15 protein-coding genes are annotated in these 17,200 nt (G+C 60.3%); 5 read left to right on the top strand and 10 right to left on the bottom strand.

What is annotated here, in order from left to right; all coding sequences use genetic code 11:
* Nucleotides 1-13 precede the first annotated feature (13 nt).
* Both TSACC_RS00680 and TSACC_RS00675 read right to left on the bottom strand, forming a co-directional pair.
* Nucleotides 14-994: a WD40 repeat domain-containing protein gene (locus TSACC_RS00680; RefSeq protein ID WP_237763873.1), complete on the bottom strand. Its 981-nt coding sequence runs from the start codon at nt 992-994 to the stop codon at nt 14-16.
* A 12-nt stretch (nt 995-1,006) separates the two neighbouring features.
* Nucleotides 1,007-2,092, bottom strand: a complete 1,086-nt coding sequence (locus TSACC_RS00675) for a CobW family GTP-binding protein (protein ID WP_075077473.1) — start codon at nt 2,090-2,092, stop codon at nt 1,007-1,009.
* A 79-nt stretch (nt 2,093-2,171) separates the two neighbouring features.
* On the opposite strand from TSACC_RS00675, the gene TSACC_RS21565 reads away from it, so the two are divergent.
* On the top strand, nt 2,172-3,140 hold the full coding sequence (locus TSACC_RS21565; RefSeq protein WP_075077472.1) for a GTP-binding protein: 969 nt from the start codon (nt 2,172-2,174) through the stop codon (nt 3,138-3,140).
* 32 nt (nt 3,141-3,172) lie between these two features.
* A complete protein-coding gene (locus TSACC_RS00665) occupies nt 3,173-3,511 on the top strand; it encodes a DUF423 domain-containing protein (RefSeq protein ID WP_075077471.1) in 339 nt (112 codons plus the stop codon).
* On the opposite strand, the gene TSACC_RS00660 is transcribed toward TSACC_RS00665, so the two are convergent.
* Together TSACC_RS00660 and TSACC_RS00655 are read right to left on the bottom strand one after the other, a co-directional pair.
* Nucleotides 3,512-3,931, bottom strand: coding sequence for a secondary thiamine-phosphate synthase enzyme YjbQ (locus TSACC_RS00660; protein WP_075077470.1), 420 nt, complete (start codon nt 3,929-3,931; stop codon nt 3,512-3,514).
* Nucleotides 3,915-5,051, bottom strand: a complete 1,137-nt coding sequence (locus TSACC_RS00655; RefSeq protein ID WP_169809493.1) for a lactonase family protein — start codon at nt 5,049-5,051, stop codon at nt 3,915-3,917. Before TSACC_RS00655 ends, TSACC_RS00660 begins: the two co-directional genes overlap by 17 nt.
* A gap of 127 nt (nt 5,052-5,178) precedes the next feature.
* Between TSACC_RS00655 and TSACC_RS00650 the strand changes: the two genes are divergently transcribed.
* Complete coding sequence (locus TSACC_RS00650) at nt 5,179-6,195, top strand: imelysin family protein (RefSeq protein WP_169809492.1); 1,017 nt, start codon at nt 5,179-5,181, stop codon at nt 6,193-6,195.
* 15 nt (nt 6,196-6,210) lie between these two features.
* The gene (locus tag TSACC_RS00645; protein WP_075077467.1) at nt 6,211-8,523 is read left to right on the top strand and encodes an FTR1 family iron permease; all 2,313 of its coding nucleotides are present in this window, start codon (nt 6,211-6,213) and stop codon (nt 8,521-8,523) included.
* 8 nt (nt 8,524-8,531) lie between these two features.
* On the opposite strand, the gene TSACC_RS00640 is transcribed toward TSACC_RS00645, so the two are convergent.
* Genes TSACC_RS00640 through TSACC_RS00620 form a run of 5 tightly spaced genes read right to left on the bottom strand, consistent with a single transcriptional unit; the run spans nt 8,532 to nt 15,284 of the window.
* On the bottom strand, nt 8,532-9,299 hold the full coding sequence (locus TSACC_RS00640) for an SDR family NAD(P)-dependent oxidoreductase (protein ID WP_075077466.1): 768 nt from the start codon (nt 9,297-9,299) through the stop codon (nt 8,532-8,534).
* A gap of 19 nt (nt 9,300-9,318) precedes the next feature.
* A complete protein-coding gene (locus TSACC_RS00635; RefSeq protein ID WP_075077465.1) occupies nt 9,319-11,958 on the bottom strand; it encodes an MGH1-like glycoside hydrolase domain-containing protein in 2,640 nt (879 codons plus the stop codon).
* Between the two features lie 53 nt (nt 11,959-12,011).
* Nucleotides 12,012-13,577, bottom strand: coding sequence for a DHA2 family efflux MFS transporter permease subunit (locus tag TSACC_RS00630; protein ID WP_202815879.1), 1,566 nt, complete (start codon nt 13,575-13,577; stop codon nt 12,012-12,014).
* Between the two features lie 4 nt (nt 13,578-13,581).
* The gene (locus TSACC_RS00625; RefSeq protein ID WP_075077463.1) at nt 13,582-14,643 is read right to left on the bottom strand and encodes an HlyD family secretion protein; all 1,062 of its coding nucleotides are present in this window, start codon (nt 14,641-14,643) and stop codon (nt 13,582-13,584) included.
* The gene (locus TSACC_RS00620) at nt 14,640-15,284 is read right to left on the bottom strand and encodes a TetR/AcrR family transcriptional regulator (protein WP_075077462.1); all 645 of its coding nucleotides are present in this window, start codon (nt 15,282-15,284) and stop codon (nt 14,640-14,642) included. The genes TSACC_RS00625 and TSACC_RS00620 overlap by 4 nt, the downstream gene beginning before the upstream one ends.
* A 152-nt stretch (nt 15,285-15,436) precedes the next feature.
* Here TSACC_RS00620 and TSACC_RS00615 point away from each other — a divergent pair, with 152 nt between their 5' ends.
* The gene (locus TSACC_RS00615) at nt 15,437-16,759 is read left to right on the top strand and encodes an adenylate/guanylate cyclase domain-containing protein (protein WP_075077461.1); all 1,323 of its coding nucleotides are present in this window, start codon (nt 15,437-15,439) and stop codon (nt 16,757-16,759) included.
* 4 nt (nt 16,760-16,763) lie between these two features.
* Here the strand turns inward: TSACC_RS00615 and TSACC_RS00610 are convergent, their stop codons facing one another.
* Nucleotides 16,764-17,162: a hypothetical protein gene (locus TSACC_RS00610; RefSeq protein ID WP_075077460.1), complete on the bottom strand. Its 399-nt coding sequence runs from the start codon at nt 17,160-17,162 to the stop codon at nt 16,764-16,766.
* Between the last annotated feature and the right edge of the window lie 38 nt (nt 17,163-17,200).

The following is a 17,200-nucleotide window of genomic DNA, read 5'->3' as shown; positions in this document are numbered from 1 at the left end:
AAGTAGCGGTGCGCTAAACGGCCTGAAACACTACCACCAGCCCGTCGCCATCCCCGACGGCGAGGAGGGTGCTGTCGGCGTTCCACGCCAGAGAGGTGATGTTATTCTCGCCCTGGAAGGCTGAAACGGGCTTATCGTTGGCCGACAGGACCAGCCTGCCGAGGATATCGCCGGTGGCGAGATATTTGCCGTCGGGCGACCACGCTATGGCCTCGACGTCTCCCTGGTGAAACTGCAACTGGCTGGGGGTCGAGCCCTCCGGGCCGTTTTTCGGAGTGCAATCCCAGACGGTAACCATCGGGCTTCCCCCGGTGGCGAGCTTCTTGCCATCTGGCGAGAACGCCATGGCTTTGACCTTCGTCTCGTAACCCTGGATGTGCAGGGGGTAGTCGCGATTGAAATCGTAGAGGTGAACACTCGCGGTCTGGTCGCCGGTTACGAGCCAGCGGCCATCCGGACTCCAGGCCACGGAAAGGCTTGCGCCGCCCCAGTCAAACTTCGCGAATGGCTCGGTGGCCCCGAGGCGCCACATGCGCGCACCGCCTCCGCTGACAGCGGCAACCTCGCGGGCGCTTTTTGGATTCCACGCCGCATCAGTCACCGAGGTCTGATGTTCGCCGAAGGTGGCGACGGTTTCTCCCTTGCGGTCGAGGACGAGGAGATTCTTGCCGAAGCCGACCGCGAGGTGCTGGCCGTCCGGACTCCAGACGACGCGCTCAATCACGCTGCGGCCGAGTTTGACCTCGGCGACGGGTTCACAGGCAGGAAGGGAGTGAAAGCGCACCCTGCCATCGAACCCGCAGGTCGCAATGAGGTCGGGCGTCGCGGAGGAAGCTCCATTTCCAAGACCATGGTCGGGCAGGGCGCTGGTGATCTCGCCTTCCTTGTCGATCACCAGGGTCGCCCCGGTGACCGGCGTGACGCACAGGTGGTCGCCGGCCCACTGAACATTCAGGATGCAGTCATCCGCCTGGACGGCGGCGTATTTTTTCAAGCCCATGGGGATTTACAGGGTGCAGGCCTGGAAGGCCTTGGAGAGTTCCGCACGATCAAGGTGGCGACCGATGAAAACCAGCACGCTCTTGCGCTGGCGCTCGCCCCAGGGCCCGCCGTCCGCCGCGTTCATGATCATGTGAACACCTTGGAAGACAATGCGCTTCGGGTTGTTGCGCATGGCAACGATACCCTTGGTGCGGAAGAGGTCCTGTCCCTTGGTGCGAAGGAGTTCGCTCAGCCAGGCATTCAGTTTTTCGCCGTCGCAATCACCCACGTGCTCCAAGGCCACACTGGTGACCGTTTCATCGTGGTGATGATGGTGGTGGTGATGCTCCTCGTGTTTGCACTCGCCGTGGTCGTGATCGCAATCCGAGTGGTCGTGGTCATGCTCGCAATGGCCATGCTCGTGGTCGCAGTGGGAGTGATCGTGTTCGTCCTCCTCTTCCTCAAGGAAGTGGGGATCGAGTTCCATCGCGCGGTCGAGGTTGAAGCCTCCCACGTCGAGCACGTCGGCGATCGGGAGTTGCGCATTGGTTGTACGGTGAATCTTCGCAAGCGCGTTCATGCCGCGGATGCGCCGCTCCAGCGCGTTGAGTTCCTCCGGCGTCACGAGGTCGCACTTGTTGAGGATGATGACATCGGCAAAAGCGATCTGCTCCTTGGCCTCCTCACTGTCGTCGATGTGAAGCAGGATGTGCTTCGCGTCGACGAGGGTGACCACGGCATTCACCTTGAGCTTGTCCTGCATTTCCTCGTCGGCAAAGAAGGTCTGCACGACCGGGCCGGGATCGGCGAGGCCGGTGGTCTCGATGAGGATGTGGTCAAACTTGTCCCGCCGTTTCATCAGGCTGCCAAGGATGCGGATAAGGTCGCCGCGCACGGTGCAGCAGATGCAGCCGTTGTTCATCTCAAAGAGCTCTTCATCCGTGTTGATGACCAGCTCATGGTCGATGCCGATTTCGCCGAACTCATTTTCAATCACGGCGATGCGCAACCCATGCTCTTCGGTGAGGATGCGGTTGAGGAGAGTGGTTTTGCCCGCGCCGAGGAATCCAGTCAGGATCGTCACCGGTACGCGTGTGTCTTCTGTGGCCATGCCATACACGAACCCACGGAGGCATTTCTGGCAATTGCAAACCGTTTGCCGAAATGAAGTTTTCTGCCATGTTCCCCGCATGACGCCTCTCGTCGTGATCGTTGGGTTTCTGGGTTCGGGCAAAACCACGTTTTTGAAATCGCTCCTCCCGGAGCTGAAATCCCAGGGCGTCGCCCCCAAGGTGATCATCAACGACTACCAGAACGCCGGTGTCGACGCGGAGCAACTGCGGGCATTTACCGAGGAAATCCGCGCCATTAGCGGGGATTGCGTCTGCTGCGGGTCGCGCGAAGAGCTGGTTTCCTCACTGGAGTCTTTTCAGCACACGCCGGGCTCGATTGCCGTGGTGGAGACCAATGGAACTACCGATGCCGAGCAGTTGATCGAGATGCTCTCGCTGGAGCCCGGGCTCGAGAAATTCACCCTCCCGATCCAGATTTCCCTGATCGATGGGAAGCGCTGGCAAAAGCGCTTTTGGCACAACGCGCTGGAGCGCGAACAGGCCCGCACTGCGGCGCATGTCGTTATCTCCCGGCAGGATGTGGTCGATGCGAAGCGGGTCGAGGAGGTGAAGGAGTCCCTGCGCGAGCACAAGGTGCGGGGCCAGATTTCCGACGTCGCCACGGTGGCGGCGGAACTGGCCAGGGTCGTCGCCCGGGCCAGCATCGTAAGCGCCCGGCTGGTGGAAAAGGCGGGCTGCGGGTGCGACCATGATCATTGCGAACACGAAGGGCACTCGCATCACCATCACCAGGACAGCCACTTTTCGTCGATCGAACTCGCTCTGCCCGAACTGGTGAAAAAGTCGGATTTCTCCGCGTTCCTGCGCGGCCTGCCCGACGAGGTGATTCGCGCCAAGGGCCTCGTCCGTTTCATCGAGGAACCAGAGGAGTTTTTCGTCTTTCAGAAGGTGGATCGCTTCGAGGAACCGCAGTTTTTCTCCGTGGGAAAGGAACCCACAGTCCGTGTCCCTCTGGCGCTCTTTATCGGCCCGGAGATTCCCGAGGATCGCCTGCGCGACGGAATCTCCCGATTTTCCGAGAGTTGATTTTAGGCCGGAACCCGCCAAAGTTTCCAGCCATGTCTCTCGCCATTCAAGTCGCCGCCGTCCTGGGATTTCTCGGAGTCGCTCTCGGAGCTTTTGGAGCCCACGGGCTCAAGGCCACCCTGACCGCCAATGACACGCTGGCCATCTGGCAGACAGCGGTGCTGTATCACCTGCTCCACGCCGTGGCTGCTCTCTGGGCGGCGGAACGTCAGCCGATTGTCGTTTGGTTCTGGGCGGCCGGCATTCTGATTTTTTCCGGCTCCCTCTACATCCTCGCCGTTACCAACATCAAATGGCTGGGAGCCATCACGCCGATCGGCGGACTGCTTTTCCTGGCCGGGTGGCTGACGCTGGTGATCAAGCCGCGCTGATCACTCGCCGACCACGCTGACGACGAGGCGCCGTCGGTGGGGAGCCCGCCGGTGCTCGAAGACAAAGATGCCCTGCCAGGTGCCGAGCTGCATGCGGCCCTGGGCGAGGGGAATCACCTCGCTCGACCGGGTCAGCACCATGCGGATGTGGGATGTCATGTCGTCCGGCCCCTCCAGGGTATGGACAAATCCTTTGGAATCTTCGGGCACGAGGCGCTCGAAGAACGTCTTCAGGTCTGTCTGGGCCGAAGGGTCGGCGTTTTCAAAGATGATGAGGCTGGCACTGGTGTGCTGGATGAAAACCGTCACCGTGCCCGTGCGGATGCCGCTGGCGCGGACGATGCGCTCGACCTCGTCGGTGATCTCGTAGGTGCCCTTGCCGCGCGTGGCGACTTCAAAGGTATCAGTGTGCGCCGCCATTTTTGGGAGTCGGATTGACGAAGGTGATGCAGGACGGATTGAGCACGTCTGCTCGATGATCGGTGGCGGTGAGGCGGCCGGTCGCCGGGTCGATCTTCAGGACGGCGAGTTTGCCGTCTTTCTGCCCGGCGGTGATGAGCCATTTCCCAATAGGATCGATGCCGAAGGCGCGGGGGACCTGAACGAGGGCGGGGACATTTTCCACGAATGTGACCCTTCCATCCTCTCCGATGGCGAAGACCGAGATCGAGTCATGGACGCGGTTGGAGACATATATCCACTTGCCCGAGGGATGCATCTGAATCCCGGAGCTGGTGATATTTTCCGTATTGGTGCCCACGGGCAAAAGAGGCTCGGTTTGGATGAGCGTCAGGGTCCCCTTGGCAGGATCGCGGGAAAATACATTCAAGGTGAGATCCAGCTCGCCGTTCACGTAGAGGTACTTGCCATCGGACGACATGACGGAGTGACGCGGTCCGGCACCAGGCTGTGGACGGCCGCTCGGCGGATCAGTGGGCGTGAGGGTGCCGGTGGAGCGGTCAAACTGGTAGCTCCAGACATTGTCTGATCCAAGATCGCAGACATAGGCAAACTTCAGCTCCGGGTCGGTGATGACGGAGTGTCCGTACGGGCGCTGCTGGCGCTTGGGGTTTGGGCCGGACCCGGTAAAGGAGACGAGCGAGGTGCGCTCGCCGAGGGCTCCATCGGGGTTGGTGACGAAGCACGCGGCGCTGCCTCCGCCGTAATTCGCCACGAACACGTAACCCGGCGCGAGCCAGACGTGGCAGGTTCCCTTGCCGCCAGAGGGCTGCTGGTTGATCAGGGTGAGCTTTCCGTCTTCATCGACCCTGTAAGCGGCTGCCATCGAGGCGTCTCCGCTTTCCACCGCCGCATAAAGGTATTCGTTGTCCGGGGTGATGGCGACGAACCCGGAGTTATCCGCTGCGGCGGCCAGCACGGGCTTGCTCAGTTTTCCCGTTTTGGTGTCGAGCGTCGAGCGCCAGATGCCCTGGTTCTCCGAGGCTTTCCCGTAGGTGCCGATATAGAAGGGTTCAGACTGGCTGTGGGCGATGGATATCATGGCAAGAGAGAGAATGAGGGACAGGTGGAGGTGTCTCACGGGGGTCAGTTTCTCTGCCAAAAACGTGATCTCAAGCGCAAATCCGGGTCTTTTTGTCGCAATTCCCCGCCAAATTTTTCCCTCGCAAACCGTTTCGGACTGGTTAAGAGTGCGACTCAATCTCAATATGAAGTTTTCGTCTTTTCTTCGGGCAGGTATGCTGACTCTGGCAATTTGCGGTGCAGTGCAGGCGCAGGATGCGCCCGCCACGGCTGCCAGCGTGAAGAAATACTTGGTCGAGCGCCTGGAGCGCATGCACAACGCCTCCGAGGAGTTCGTCAAAAACAGCGATGCCTACGCGGCGGTCGTGGCCGCGAATGGAAACTCAGTCGAGGCGGCTTACAAGGCGGACCCAAAGAAGATGGACGCCCTGGTCGGCAAGATGCAGGAGAACTACAAGGCGATGGATAGCTTCGGCTACGAAACCGTCGAGGGTATCGTGGCGGGCGTGGAGTCGATGGCGGATTATGATGTCTACCTCGATGCCGGTGTCCCGGCCTCGGAGGGTCCTGATGGTGTCGCACCGGTCGTGCTGGATCTCGGCAATGGCAAGAAGATCGACAAGCAGGGCAGCCTTTTCACCTACATCATCGAGCCGGCCTTATGGGGTGGCGACAAGCGCTGGGTGGTTCCCGTCGGTGACAACAAGACGATGCCGAAGCCGGAGGTGCTCGTGGCGGCGGCCAAGGACGTGAACAAGAAGATCGGCGAACTCGTGGCCGACGCGAAAGCCTGGAATGCCTCGGTGAATGACTGTTTCGGAGCGATGGTTGTGATGACACCAACGCTCTCCGATTACTTTGAGGACTGGAAGGAATCCCGCTACTCGTCGAGCAAGTCGGGCCGATTCCAGGCCGTCAGCCGTATCTCAGACATGCGTGGCATCATGAGCAGCTGCGAAGTCATGTACGATGCCGTAAAATCCGGCGTCGCCGCCAAGGACAAGGCGCTCGCCAAGTCCGTGGTCTCCGGTTTTGACGAAATCCAGCACTTCCTCGATCTGATCGAGAAGCGCGAGAAGCAGGGTGAAATCTCCGCCGCCGAGATCGACGAACTCGCCACCCAGGCGAAGGAAAAGACCGACAAGCTCGTGCCTCAGATCGAGCAGAGCGCCGCAGTTTCCGGCGTCAAGGTGCAGAGTTAAAACGTAGTTTCTGCCATGCGTACCCTTGCAAAAGCCGTCCTCCTCGCGGGCGTCTTGGGCCTGACGGTCCACTCGTCCCGGGCTGACGTGATCGACGACGTCAGCACCCTGCAAGGCGTAATCGATGAAAGCCTGCTCGACCTGCATGGAAATCGCTGGTCGAGCGAGGACGAGGCCCGCATCCAGGCAGCGCGGGCGGCCTTTCTGCCGGATCTGACTGATCCCGCCGCCAAGGCGATCTGGGACAAATCGGAGAATTTTTCCCAAGCCGATGCGGCGCAATCGCTGGGCAATTTGCAGGCGCGCCTCCAGCACGTCGCGGCGCTCCAGATGCTGGCCGCACTTTCGGCGGGTGATGTCGAGAAGGCCCGCGAGTGGCGTGCCATCATCAAACTGCCGAAATACGTCAGCGCGGTGGAGGGCGCTCTCGCCCTGCAACGGCTGGGCGGCGAGGGGATTCATCGCGAACAGGTCGCTCAATTGTTGGCGAAGGAATATGTCCTCTGGCAGATCACCCGCGCCCGGGAAAAGAGCGATGCACTGTATCGACTTGTCCTCGACGGACGTGCGACACCGCAGCTGATCGCGTCCCGCTCGGCGGAGATCGAGCAGCTTTCTTTGATCCCGCCCTCGATCCTCGCTCTCGTCGGGGCCAAGCCCCCGACCCAGGCCCCCGAGGTGACCTCGACCCAGCTCGTCGCTGCGGCTCTGGCGGGAAACACTGATCTGCCCAAGCTGATCTCGGAATGGCGGCTCGCGCTCGAGGCGGGTTATCCGAACCTCCTCTCCGCCGAAGACGTCCAGCGTCGTGAGCGCATCGTCCTCAAGCTCCTCCGGTTGATCCCGATGGAATACCAGTCCGGAGTGAGGGATGGGGAGATCATCATTCCTCTCGAATATCGCGAGGCGAAGACCTTCACGATCCAGGCGGGGCAGATCGTGAACGAACTGATGCCCGTGTGGCGTCAGACCAAGGCGGAGGCACTGAACCAATACGGCAGCACGCTGCTCGCGGGCTTTGAGAAGCTGGAGTCAGGTATCAACCGCAAGGTGGCCCTTTCCGAGATCGAGTCAGACGTAAAGGAGATCTCCTCGCTGCTGCAAAAGGAATTTGGTCTGGCTCTGAAGAAGGCAGGTACGGGCGCGGATGTAGTGACGGAGACGGTGCTGGAGATTCGCGCGCTGCTGGGCCAGTCCCTTGCCGCAGCCATGGACGGCCAGTGGCGGAAGGCGGAGCAACTGCGCGTCGACGCCTACGCCAGCTTTGACCTGGAAATCGAATCCCGAGCCCTGCCTCGCGATCCACAGCTCGCGATCAAGGCGGAGAAGGCTTTTCTCGATGGCTCGCCGGGGCGGCCTGGCATCAAGGCTGCGCTCGACAGCCGCGCCAAGGGAGAGACGCTGAGCGGTGCATACGATCATGCGCTGGACGCGCTCGATGAATGCGCCGCGCTGGTCAAGGTGGGGCTTTCCCCGATGGCCGCGACGATCAGCACCGTGCTCATCGTGTCTCGTGAAGGATTGGAGGCTGTGGTGATTCTTGCCGCCTTGCTGGCTGGACTGCGCGGGCCGGAAAATGCGGGAATTCGCCGTCGTATCGGTCTGGGAGCATGGCTCGCGCTGGGGGCTAGCGCAGGGCTTTTTGCTGCTTCCAAGACTTTACTCCAAGGTCTCTCCCGCTATGGGGAAACCCTGGAGGCCGTGATCTCGGTCATCGCGGTGATCATCCTGCTCATGGTGACCAACTGGGTCTTCCATAAATATTACTGGACTGGATGGAATGCCCGCCTGCGTGATCTGAGCAAGGCGGCTCAACGCAAACGCGCCACCCGCTGGGAGAATCTCGCCTTGATGGGTGTCGGCTTCATGACGATTTTCCGCGAGGGTTTTGAGACGACGCTCTTCATGCAGTCTCTCATCCTGGAGGCGGGAATGAAAGCCGTGTCGCTCGGCCTGCTCATCGGTTTCCTGCTCATCGGTACGCTCGGTGTGGCCGTCTTCGCGATCGGGGCCAAGCTCCCGTATCGCAAGATGCTCGTCGTCACTGGTGTGCTGGTGATCTTCGTACTCTTCACGTTCCTCGGCTCGACCACGCGACTTTTCCAGACGGTCGGTTGGCTGCCAGTGCACCCGATCCCGGGGCTGGAATTGCCCTCATGGATGGGCATCTGGCTGGGACTGTATCCGACCTGGGAGGGCATCCTGATCCCCTTTGCGACATTTGCCTACGTGGGAGGAATGTGGCTCTTTGTAAAGATCACCGCCCGTCGAGCCCAGGCTCAGGCGGAGGAGGCGGGGCCGGATTTCCGCGCCGCCGCCTCGCACTAAGGTTATCTTTACTGTTCGGAATAGTCCCAGAGCAGGCCGCCGTCGACGACGATGGTCGTGCCGGTGATGTAGTCTGCATCCTCAGAGGCAAGGAACGCCGCCACGCCAGCGACATCGCCGGGTTTACCGAGTCGATTGAGCGGGATGTTGCTCAGCAGCGCCTTCATGAGGTCGGGGCTGTTGAGGAGTTTGGTGTTGATCGGTGTCTCGATCGCGCCCGGGGCGATGTTGTTGATTGTGATCCCGAGCGGGGCCAGTTCGATCGCCAGGTCGCGGCACAGCATCTTCAGCGCGCCCTTGCTCGCGCAGTAGGTCGAGAAGTGCGGGAAGGGAAGCTCCTCGTGTACGGAGCTGACATTGATGATCTTGCCGGTACGCTTCGTGTCGCGGAGGTGGTTGACGAAATCCTGGGTGAGGAAATACGTGCCCTTGAGGTTGATGTTGAGGACGAAGTCATAGTCGGCCTCGGTGACATTCCAGAAGTCCGCGCCCTTCTCGACGCCGGCGTTGTTGACGAGGATGTCGATCTTGCCGAAGTTCGACACGCCCTCGGTGATGAGGCGGCGGTTATCGGCGAGATTGGCGAGGTCGCCTCCGACGACGAGGGACTTCCGCCCCAGGGACTCAATCTCTTTGCATGTCTCCTGTGCTCCGGTGTTGCCGAGACGGTCGTCGATGATGACGTCAGCGCCTTCCTTGGCGAGACGGATTGCGATGGCCTGGCCGATGCCTTGGGCGCTGCCTGTGACGAGAGCTACTTTTCCTTCGAGTTTCATAGATGTGGAGTGGGTTGGGTTAATCGGCTTGGAAGGTGTGGATCTGGCGGATCATCTTGGCGATGAGCGCGGTCCAGCCGGTCTGGTGGCTGGCGCCGACTCCCGCCCCGGTGTCGCCGTTGAAGTATTCATTGAATATCAGCAGGTCTTTCCAGTGCGGATCGTTCTGGAAGAGTTCGACATCGCCATTGAAGGCGCGCTTGCCATTTTCATCCTGCTGGAAGATCGAGACGAGACGCTTTTGTAGCTCGATCGAGATGTCCCAGAGGTTCATCTCGTTTCCGCTGCCGGTGGGAAATTCCACCTTGAAGGTATCTCCAAAGTAGAAGCCAAACTTTTGCAGGGCCTCGATGAGCAGGTAATTCATGGGAATCCAGACCGGCCCTCGCCAGTTGGAGTTTCCGCCGAACATCCCGACCGGGCTGTCCGCTGGACTGTAGCTCAGGGTCTCGGTCTCCGTACCCTCTGTGAAAGTGTACGGATGGTCGAGGTAATACCGCGAAAGCGCGCGGATGCCGTGGGGCGAGAGGAATTCGTTTTCATCGAACAGCCTTTCGCAGATGCGGCGCAGACGCTCGGGCGGCACGAGAGAGACGAGGCGGCGGCCGTCGATTTCCTTGCCGATGTGGTGGAGTTCGTCGAGCAGGTGCGGGCGGTGTTTCTGGAAATACTCGATGCGCTTGCGCATGAGCGGGAATAAATCCGCCACTTCCGATCCGAAGCTCTCCACCGCAAAGAGCGGCGTGAGTCCGGCGATGGACCGAGTCCGCAGATACTCGACAGACCCATCGGGACGGCGCAGTACATCGTAGTAAAATCCATCTTCGTCATCCCAGAGGCTGAAGCCGTGGGTGCCCTTGGCATTGACGGATGCTGCGAGGTAGATGAAATCGTTGAGGAACTTGTCGGCAATATCCTCGTAGATGGGGTCTTCGCGAGCCAGCTCGAGGGCGATGTTGAGCATGTTGAGCGAATAGGTCGCCATCCATGACGTGCCATCGCTCTGCTCGATGCGGCTGCCATCGGGCAGGGGATAGCGACGGTCGAAGACTCCGATGTTGTCCAAGCCAAGGAAGCCACCTTCGAAGACATTGTCACCTGTCTGGTCGACGCGGTTTGCCCACCAGGAGTATCCCATGAGGAGCTTGTTGAAGGCACGCTTGAGGTAGTCCCGGTCACCCACACCCTTGATGCCTCGTTCGATGGAATAGATGCGCCATGCCGCCCAGCCGCCGATCGGAGGGTTGGCATCGGAGAGCGCCCATTCGTAGGCGGGCATCTGTGAACTTGGGGAGGTGTACCGCTCCCCGCGCAGCAGCAGGTTTTGCTTCTTCGCCGTCTGTGAATCGATGAGCGAAAAGGCTACGGATTGGAACATCAGATCCCAGGCGCAGAAATACGGGTACTCCCAGCAGTCTGGCATCGAGATCACGTCATGGGCGTGCATCTCCTTCCAGAACGCATTGGGCAGTTTCCAACGCTCCGCTGGGGGCTTGGGCATGGTGGGGTCGCCTTCGAGCCACAGGAGGACGGGGAAGAAGTAGAACTTTTTGCACCAGAGGAGCCCTGCCAGTGCACTCTTTTGGATACGGAGATCCTCCTCCGATGCGCCAGGCGCGATGGCCTTATAAAACTCCGTGCTCTCCTCCTCACGCAGTTTGAAAAGCGCGTCAAACTCCGTGCTGAACGGTGCAGGCTGGGGATGCTCGGTAAGCCGGAGATTCACCACCGTGGTCTGTCCCGGCTCCACCATGCGACGGAAGACCATGGCGCTCTTCGTCCCGCTGTTGGCTGGGTTCACCACATCTTTCTTTCCGTTCACGATATACTCGTGGAACGCGTCTTTGACGTATTGCGTCGCGTTGGGTGCGTTAAAAAGCCGCTGGTTGTTCGTCTCGTTCTCGGTGAACAGGACTTCATCCGGCGCGTCCCCGTAAAGCTGATGCACGGGAAGCCCCCATGGTGTCGCGCGAATCGAACCATCGGGAGTGAGGTGCATCTCGGGTGTGGTGACGCCTTCTTCCCCCCAGGACCACGTGTTTCGGAACCACAGGGTGGGAAGGATCGTGAGCGGCGCGGCATCCGGTCCCCGGTTCGTCGCGATGATGCGGATGGCAATATCGGTTGGCGAAAACTTCGCGTACTCGATCACAATGTCGAAATACCGTCCTTCGTTGAAGATGCCAGTATCGACTAATTCGTACTCCGGTTCCTCCCGCGAACGCCCAGCGTTGGCCTCGCGAAGTTGCTGGTAGGGGAACTCCGTTTGAGGGTACTTGTACAGCCCGCGCATGAAGCTGTGCGTGGGCGTGTTGTCGAGGTGATAGAAGTAATCCTTGATGTCCTCGCCGTGGTTGCCCTCGGGATTGGATAGGCCGAAGGGACGCTCCTTGAGGATGTGATCCTTGCCGTTCCAGAAGGCGACGGAGAAACAAAGGCGGCAGTCGCTGTCGCAGATGCCCAGCAGCCCATCCTCACCCCATCGGTATGCGCGGGAGCGGGCATGGTCGTGAGGGAAGTACGTCCAGGCGTCGCCGTTGGCCGAGTAATCCTCGCGAACCGTACCCCATTGGCGTTCCGGGAGATAGGGACCCCAAAGGTCCCAGTGCTCCCGGCCCTGGTCGCGAGCTAGAATGCGTTCAGATTCCGCTTCAGGCATTGGGCCATGCCAGTCGCAGAAATCGCAGGCGTTGTCACTCGTTTTTCCGGAAATCAGTGCCCCACCGGCGCATCGCTGCGACCGTGGCTCTGGCGAAGGAGGAAGGCGAGAGGCAGGACAAGGAGAGTCAAGATGCCCATCAGCCAGAAGGCATCGATGTAGGAGAGCATGCCTGCCTGCCGCTGGACCTCTCCGTAAATATATCGAAGAGGTTGGAGGGAAGACGGGTCATGCGGAAGCATGGCCTTCAAATGGACCAGAGCGGATTGCGTCTCCGTGTCAAAGGCTGAGACATGCTCGACGATCCGGGCCTGGTGAAACTGTCCGCGCCTCGCGATGATCGTGCTGCAAACGGCGATGCCGATGCTGCCACCGAGATTGCGTGCGAGGTTGATCAGGGCGGAGGCGTTGTTGTTCTTTCCTGGGGGTAGACCATTGTAAGCCGCCTGCGTGATGGGCGCGAAGATCAGGGCGATGCCCGCCACCTGGAAAATGCGAGCCTGCACGGCCATGTCGAAGCTGATCCCAAGATTGAAGCGAGTCATGTTGAACAAAGACGCCGCCAGAATGACCAGCCCCACGGCGACAAGGTACTTGGCCGGGAACTTGGGGATGAGTACGCCGCCCACCAGCGGCATCATGAACATGAGGAATACTCCGCCTGCCGTGAGAGCCAGCCCGGCCTGCTGGGCGGTGTAGCCGAGGAGTTGCTCGAGGAACTGCGGGAGCAGGGCGGTCGTGCCAAAAAGGATGAAGCCCATGAAGAACATGGTGACGAAAGACGCAAGGAATGAGGGAAGTTTCAGCAACGGGATATCGACGATGGGTTCCTTTTGCCGGATCTCCCAGAATACCAAGGTCAAAAGGCTGATGCCGGCGATAATTGCCGCAGTGAGAATCGCAGGAGAGGAAAACCAGTCGCTGCGCTCGCCACGATCGACGAATAGTTCGAGGCACCCGATGCCGACTACCGCCAGAAAGAACCCGATCCAATCGATCCGCAGACCATTGCGAAACACGCGCGCTCGCTCCACCTTGGCCGCCTCCGGTTCGCTCACCAGCACTGCGGTGAGCATGAGCGAGATGATTCCCACTGGCACGTTGATGAGGAAGATCCAGTGCCAGCTGTAGTTGTCGGTGATCCACCCGCCGAGCGTCGGCCCGATGGCGGGAGCGAAAACGACAGACAGGCCATAAACAGAAAATGCCATTCCTCGTTTCTCGGGAGGAAAGATATCGGCGAGCATCGCCTGCACGACCGGAGCCATGCCAGCGCCTCCGATGCCCTGGATCAGCCGGAAGGCGATGAGCCAGTTCAGCGAGGGGGCCATGCCGCAGAGCAGGGAGCTTGCCGTGAAGACTGCCACACACGTCATGTAAAATCGTTTTGTCCCAAAGATCGTACTGAGCCAGCCGCTGATGGGCATCATCACGGCATTGGCGACGAGATAGGTGGTCAGCACCCAGGTGCTTTCATCGAGTCCCGCCGCGAGGCCGCCGGCGATGTGGGAAAGCGACACATTGGCGATGCTGGTATCCAGCACCTCCATGAATGTGGCCAGGGAGATGACGACCGTCACCACCCAGGGATTCACCTTGTCTCCCGACGGGGTATTCAAGCGGTTAGCGAGTATTGACTACAGGAATGACCGACATGCCGGGAGCGAGGATCGGGGTATCCGTCGGCAGCTTGTCGAAGACGATTTTCACCGGGACGCGCTGCACGACCTTGACGTAGTTGCCCGTGGCATTCTCGGAAGGCAGCAGACTGAAGCGAGCGCCCGTGCCTTTCTGGATGCTTTCGACGCGCCCGGTGAGGTGCAGCGCCGGGTAGGCGTCGACCTTGATTTCCACAGGCTGGCCGTTGCGCATGTGATCGAGCTGGGTTTCCTTGTAGTTTGCCACCACCCAGACGTCGTGCGGGACGACCGCCATGAGGGCGCTGCCGGTTTGCACATAGTTGCCCGGCTCGACGTTCTTGCGCGTCACGCGTCCGTCCTGCGGAGCGTAGATTTTATTGTAGGAGAGCCGCAGTCTGGCGGTTTCCAGCATGGCCTTGGCGAGTTCCACCTGAGCCTGGCCGGATTTGACCGCCGCCTGGTTCATCGTTACCTCGGCGCCCGCGGCGATGACTCGCTTGTTGCGTCCGTCGAGGGTTGCCTTGGCCGTTCTCTGGGCGGTGTCGGCGTTGTCGAGATCCTGCTGGGAGATGACGCCGCGGGTGCGGAGTTCCTGGCTGCGCTTGAGCTCCTTGTCGGTGTTGTCGGCATTGGCCTGGGCGTTCTCGACCTCAAACTTCGCCTGCTGTAGCGCCGCCTCGGAGATGCTGAGCTGGGCCTGCGCCTGGGCGTATTTGGCCTCTGCGGAGGCGAGGTTCGCCGAGGCGGAATCGTAGACGGCCTGGTTGTCTCTCGGGTCGATTTCGACGAGGAGGTCCCCGGCTTTCACCTCCTGGTTGTCGTCGACATAAACCTTGCTGACCTGACCGGCGATCTGCGGGCTCACCTGCAGGATGTGAGCCTCGACGAACGCGTCGTCCGTGGATTCCATTCCGCGATTGAGAAAATACATGAGGAGCGCCACCACGGCTATGGCGGCAAAGATCGCGATGAAATACCGGCGTTGAAGCCGTCGCTTCGGTTTTGGCTCGGGGCTGGACTCGGGAGAGGGTGCGGGTGTGCTCATTGGTGGCGTGGTGCGGATGCCGCCGTGGCGGCGATGCCGGCGAGGGAAAAATCGGTGATATGTGCAGCGATACGGTCGAGGTAATCGGGGGCCTCGAGGAGTTCCGGGGAGAGACGCTCGGAGACGGCGCGGCAGTTTCGGTAGTAGAGGCACTGGCCGATCACGCTGGCTCCGATGAGGGAAATCTGGGCTTCTGAGAGTTTGCCGCCAGCGGCGGACTGGATGATCTTGTGCAAGGTATCCCGATGCGGACGAATGAAGGTCTCTACCAGGACATTCAGGAGCCGGGAGGGTGAGGTGAGTTCACGGGCCAGCAGCTTGCCGTGCCAGCCTGGTCGGGCCGAATTGAGAACACGCTGGAGGAGGCCGGAGATGTAGGCAAAAAGTTGTTCGCTCGGAGTCGTTCCGAGTTCCTCTGGCTGGGTGCGAACAAAAATGGTGCGCATCGCATGATTGAGGGCCTCCAGGTAAAGTTCCTCCTTGTCCCGGAAGTAGTAGTTAATTGCGGCGAGATTCACCTTCGCGCGACGCGTGATCTCCCGGACGGTCGACCCTTCGAAGCCGTGATCCCCGAAAACCTCTCCCGCTGCCTCGATGAGGCGTTCGCGAGCGGGGACGGATGCTGCCGAGAGTGTTGCCATGTGCGTTACTATCCCGATTTATACATCCGTTTCAAACAGATGTTTTAAACAAATGTATAACCCGTTCTGCATGAGGGATAAGGAGATGAAAGTGCTGAAGTGCTGCGGTATTGCGCTTGCGGAGAGGGAAGGTGAGCCGCTTGTATCTCGCCATGAATCTCAGTCGACCTCTTGACAGCGCTGGCGGAACGGACGACTCGCTGGGCGGTTCACTTGCTTTTGGCGTGGTCAAAAGTGAGAGGCAGCGCGTCGGCGTGCTGGCTGTGCTGATCGTGCTGCTGATCGCCGCCTTGCTGTGGTCGGTATTTGGCCCGGTAGTGATGCAGCCGGAACTCCGGGAAAAGGTGCGGGCCAGCCTCCCGTTTGGCATCGGAATGCTGACGGTCATGTTTCTTTACGAATGCACGTCCTTTGGCTGGCTCACCCAGCTGATTCGCAAAGGGTACGAGCCGGTTTACTGGGTCCGCGTGGTGAATGCGGTCATCGAGCCGCTGTTTTTCACGGCAGTGCTCGCCTTTCTGATCGTCTTTGTCGGGCCGCTTAATGGCATGGCGGGTCCGGCGCCATATATTTATTTCCCCTATCTGGCGCTGTCGGCTCTGAGTCTCAGCCTGCGGTTGAGCCTCGTCAGCGGTATCACGGCGGCTATCGGGTTTAATGTCGCAGCCTTTTTTGCGGTGCATGGCCTGGAGGCGACGCCCAGCACGGCGGTGCTCGTTTCGTTTCCGCACTATGGGATGAAAGGGATTCTCATCGTGCTGACGGGCCTTGCCGCTGGTTACGTCGGTCACCGGCTGCGCAAGCAGCTTGGCGAGTCTCTCAAGGTCGCCAGGGAGCGCGATCGCGCCGTGAGCATCTTTGGCCAGCATGTTTCGCCGAGCGTGGCCGACCGTCTCCTGCACCAGTCGGTGGAGCTTACGGGCGAGGAGCGTCAGGTGTGCGTGATGTTTGTTGACATTCGCGACTTCAGCAACCTCGCCGCCGCCAAACTTCCAGGTGAGATCGTGGAATATCTGAATCAGCTTTTCGGGCCCATGATCCAGGTCGTCAACGATCACGGAGGCATCGTGAACAAGTTCCTCGGCGATGGATTCATGGCTGTCTTTGGCGCGCCGAGCGAAGATCTCAAGCTGGCCCGTAACGCCGTGGCCTGCGCCCGCGAGATTCTTTCCTCCACCGACCGGCTGGTGGCGGCGGGCGAGATCCCGCCGACCCGGCTCGGCATCGGACTGCACGTTGGAGTCGCGATCACCGGCAACGTCGGCTCCGAGCAGCGCAAGGAATACACAGTCATCGGCGACACGGTGAATGTCGCCGCGCGGATCGAGCAGGCCACGAAGCAATTCCGCGCCCAGCTATTGGTGTCCGACGCTGTGGCGGAGCAGTGCGGTCCCGATGTGGCTGGTGCGGTCGATCTCGGCCTGGTCGAGCTCAAGGGCCAGCCCAAGCCGGTACATCTCTACCAGCTGGTGTAGGTCGCTATTTCAGCAGGGAAAGGAAGGCCTTGCGCTCAACCCAAAGCAGGAAGGCCGCGCACACCACGATAAGGATCAGCATCGGGTCGAGGAGTCCTGCTCCCTTTTCGATAAAGACGTGAAAGGCGAGGATGTTCACCAGGATCGGGCCGAGAATGAGAAGGCCAAAGTTGCGGGTCTTCGGAACGATGACCAACAGACCACCGAGGAGTTCGAAGATTTTCACGAACGTCATGTACCCCGTCGGGATAAAGGCGGCCATGAATGCCGCGGCGGGAGTGCCCTCTGCCGGAACGGGGCCGTCCTTTACGAGATTAAGCAAGACGACCACAGCCGCCATGATGAATAAGCCGCCGAGAATAACTCCGGCGATCGCCGCCGCGATTTTGGTGATCTTGGACATGGGCAGGTAATACCCCCCAGGCTTTCCAGTCCGCAATC

Origin of the sequence: Terrimicrobium sacchariphilum, assembly GCF_001613545.1 — a bacterium.
GTDB classification, from domain to species: Bacteria; Verrucomicrobiota; Verrucomicrobiia; order Chthoniobacterales; family Terrimicrobiaceae; genus Terrimicrobium; species Terrimicrobium sacchariphilum.
Note: the sequence above shows the minus strand (reverse complement) of the source record. Positions and strands in the feature narration are given on the sequence as shown.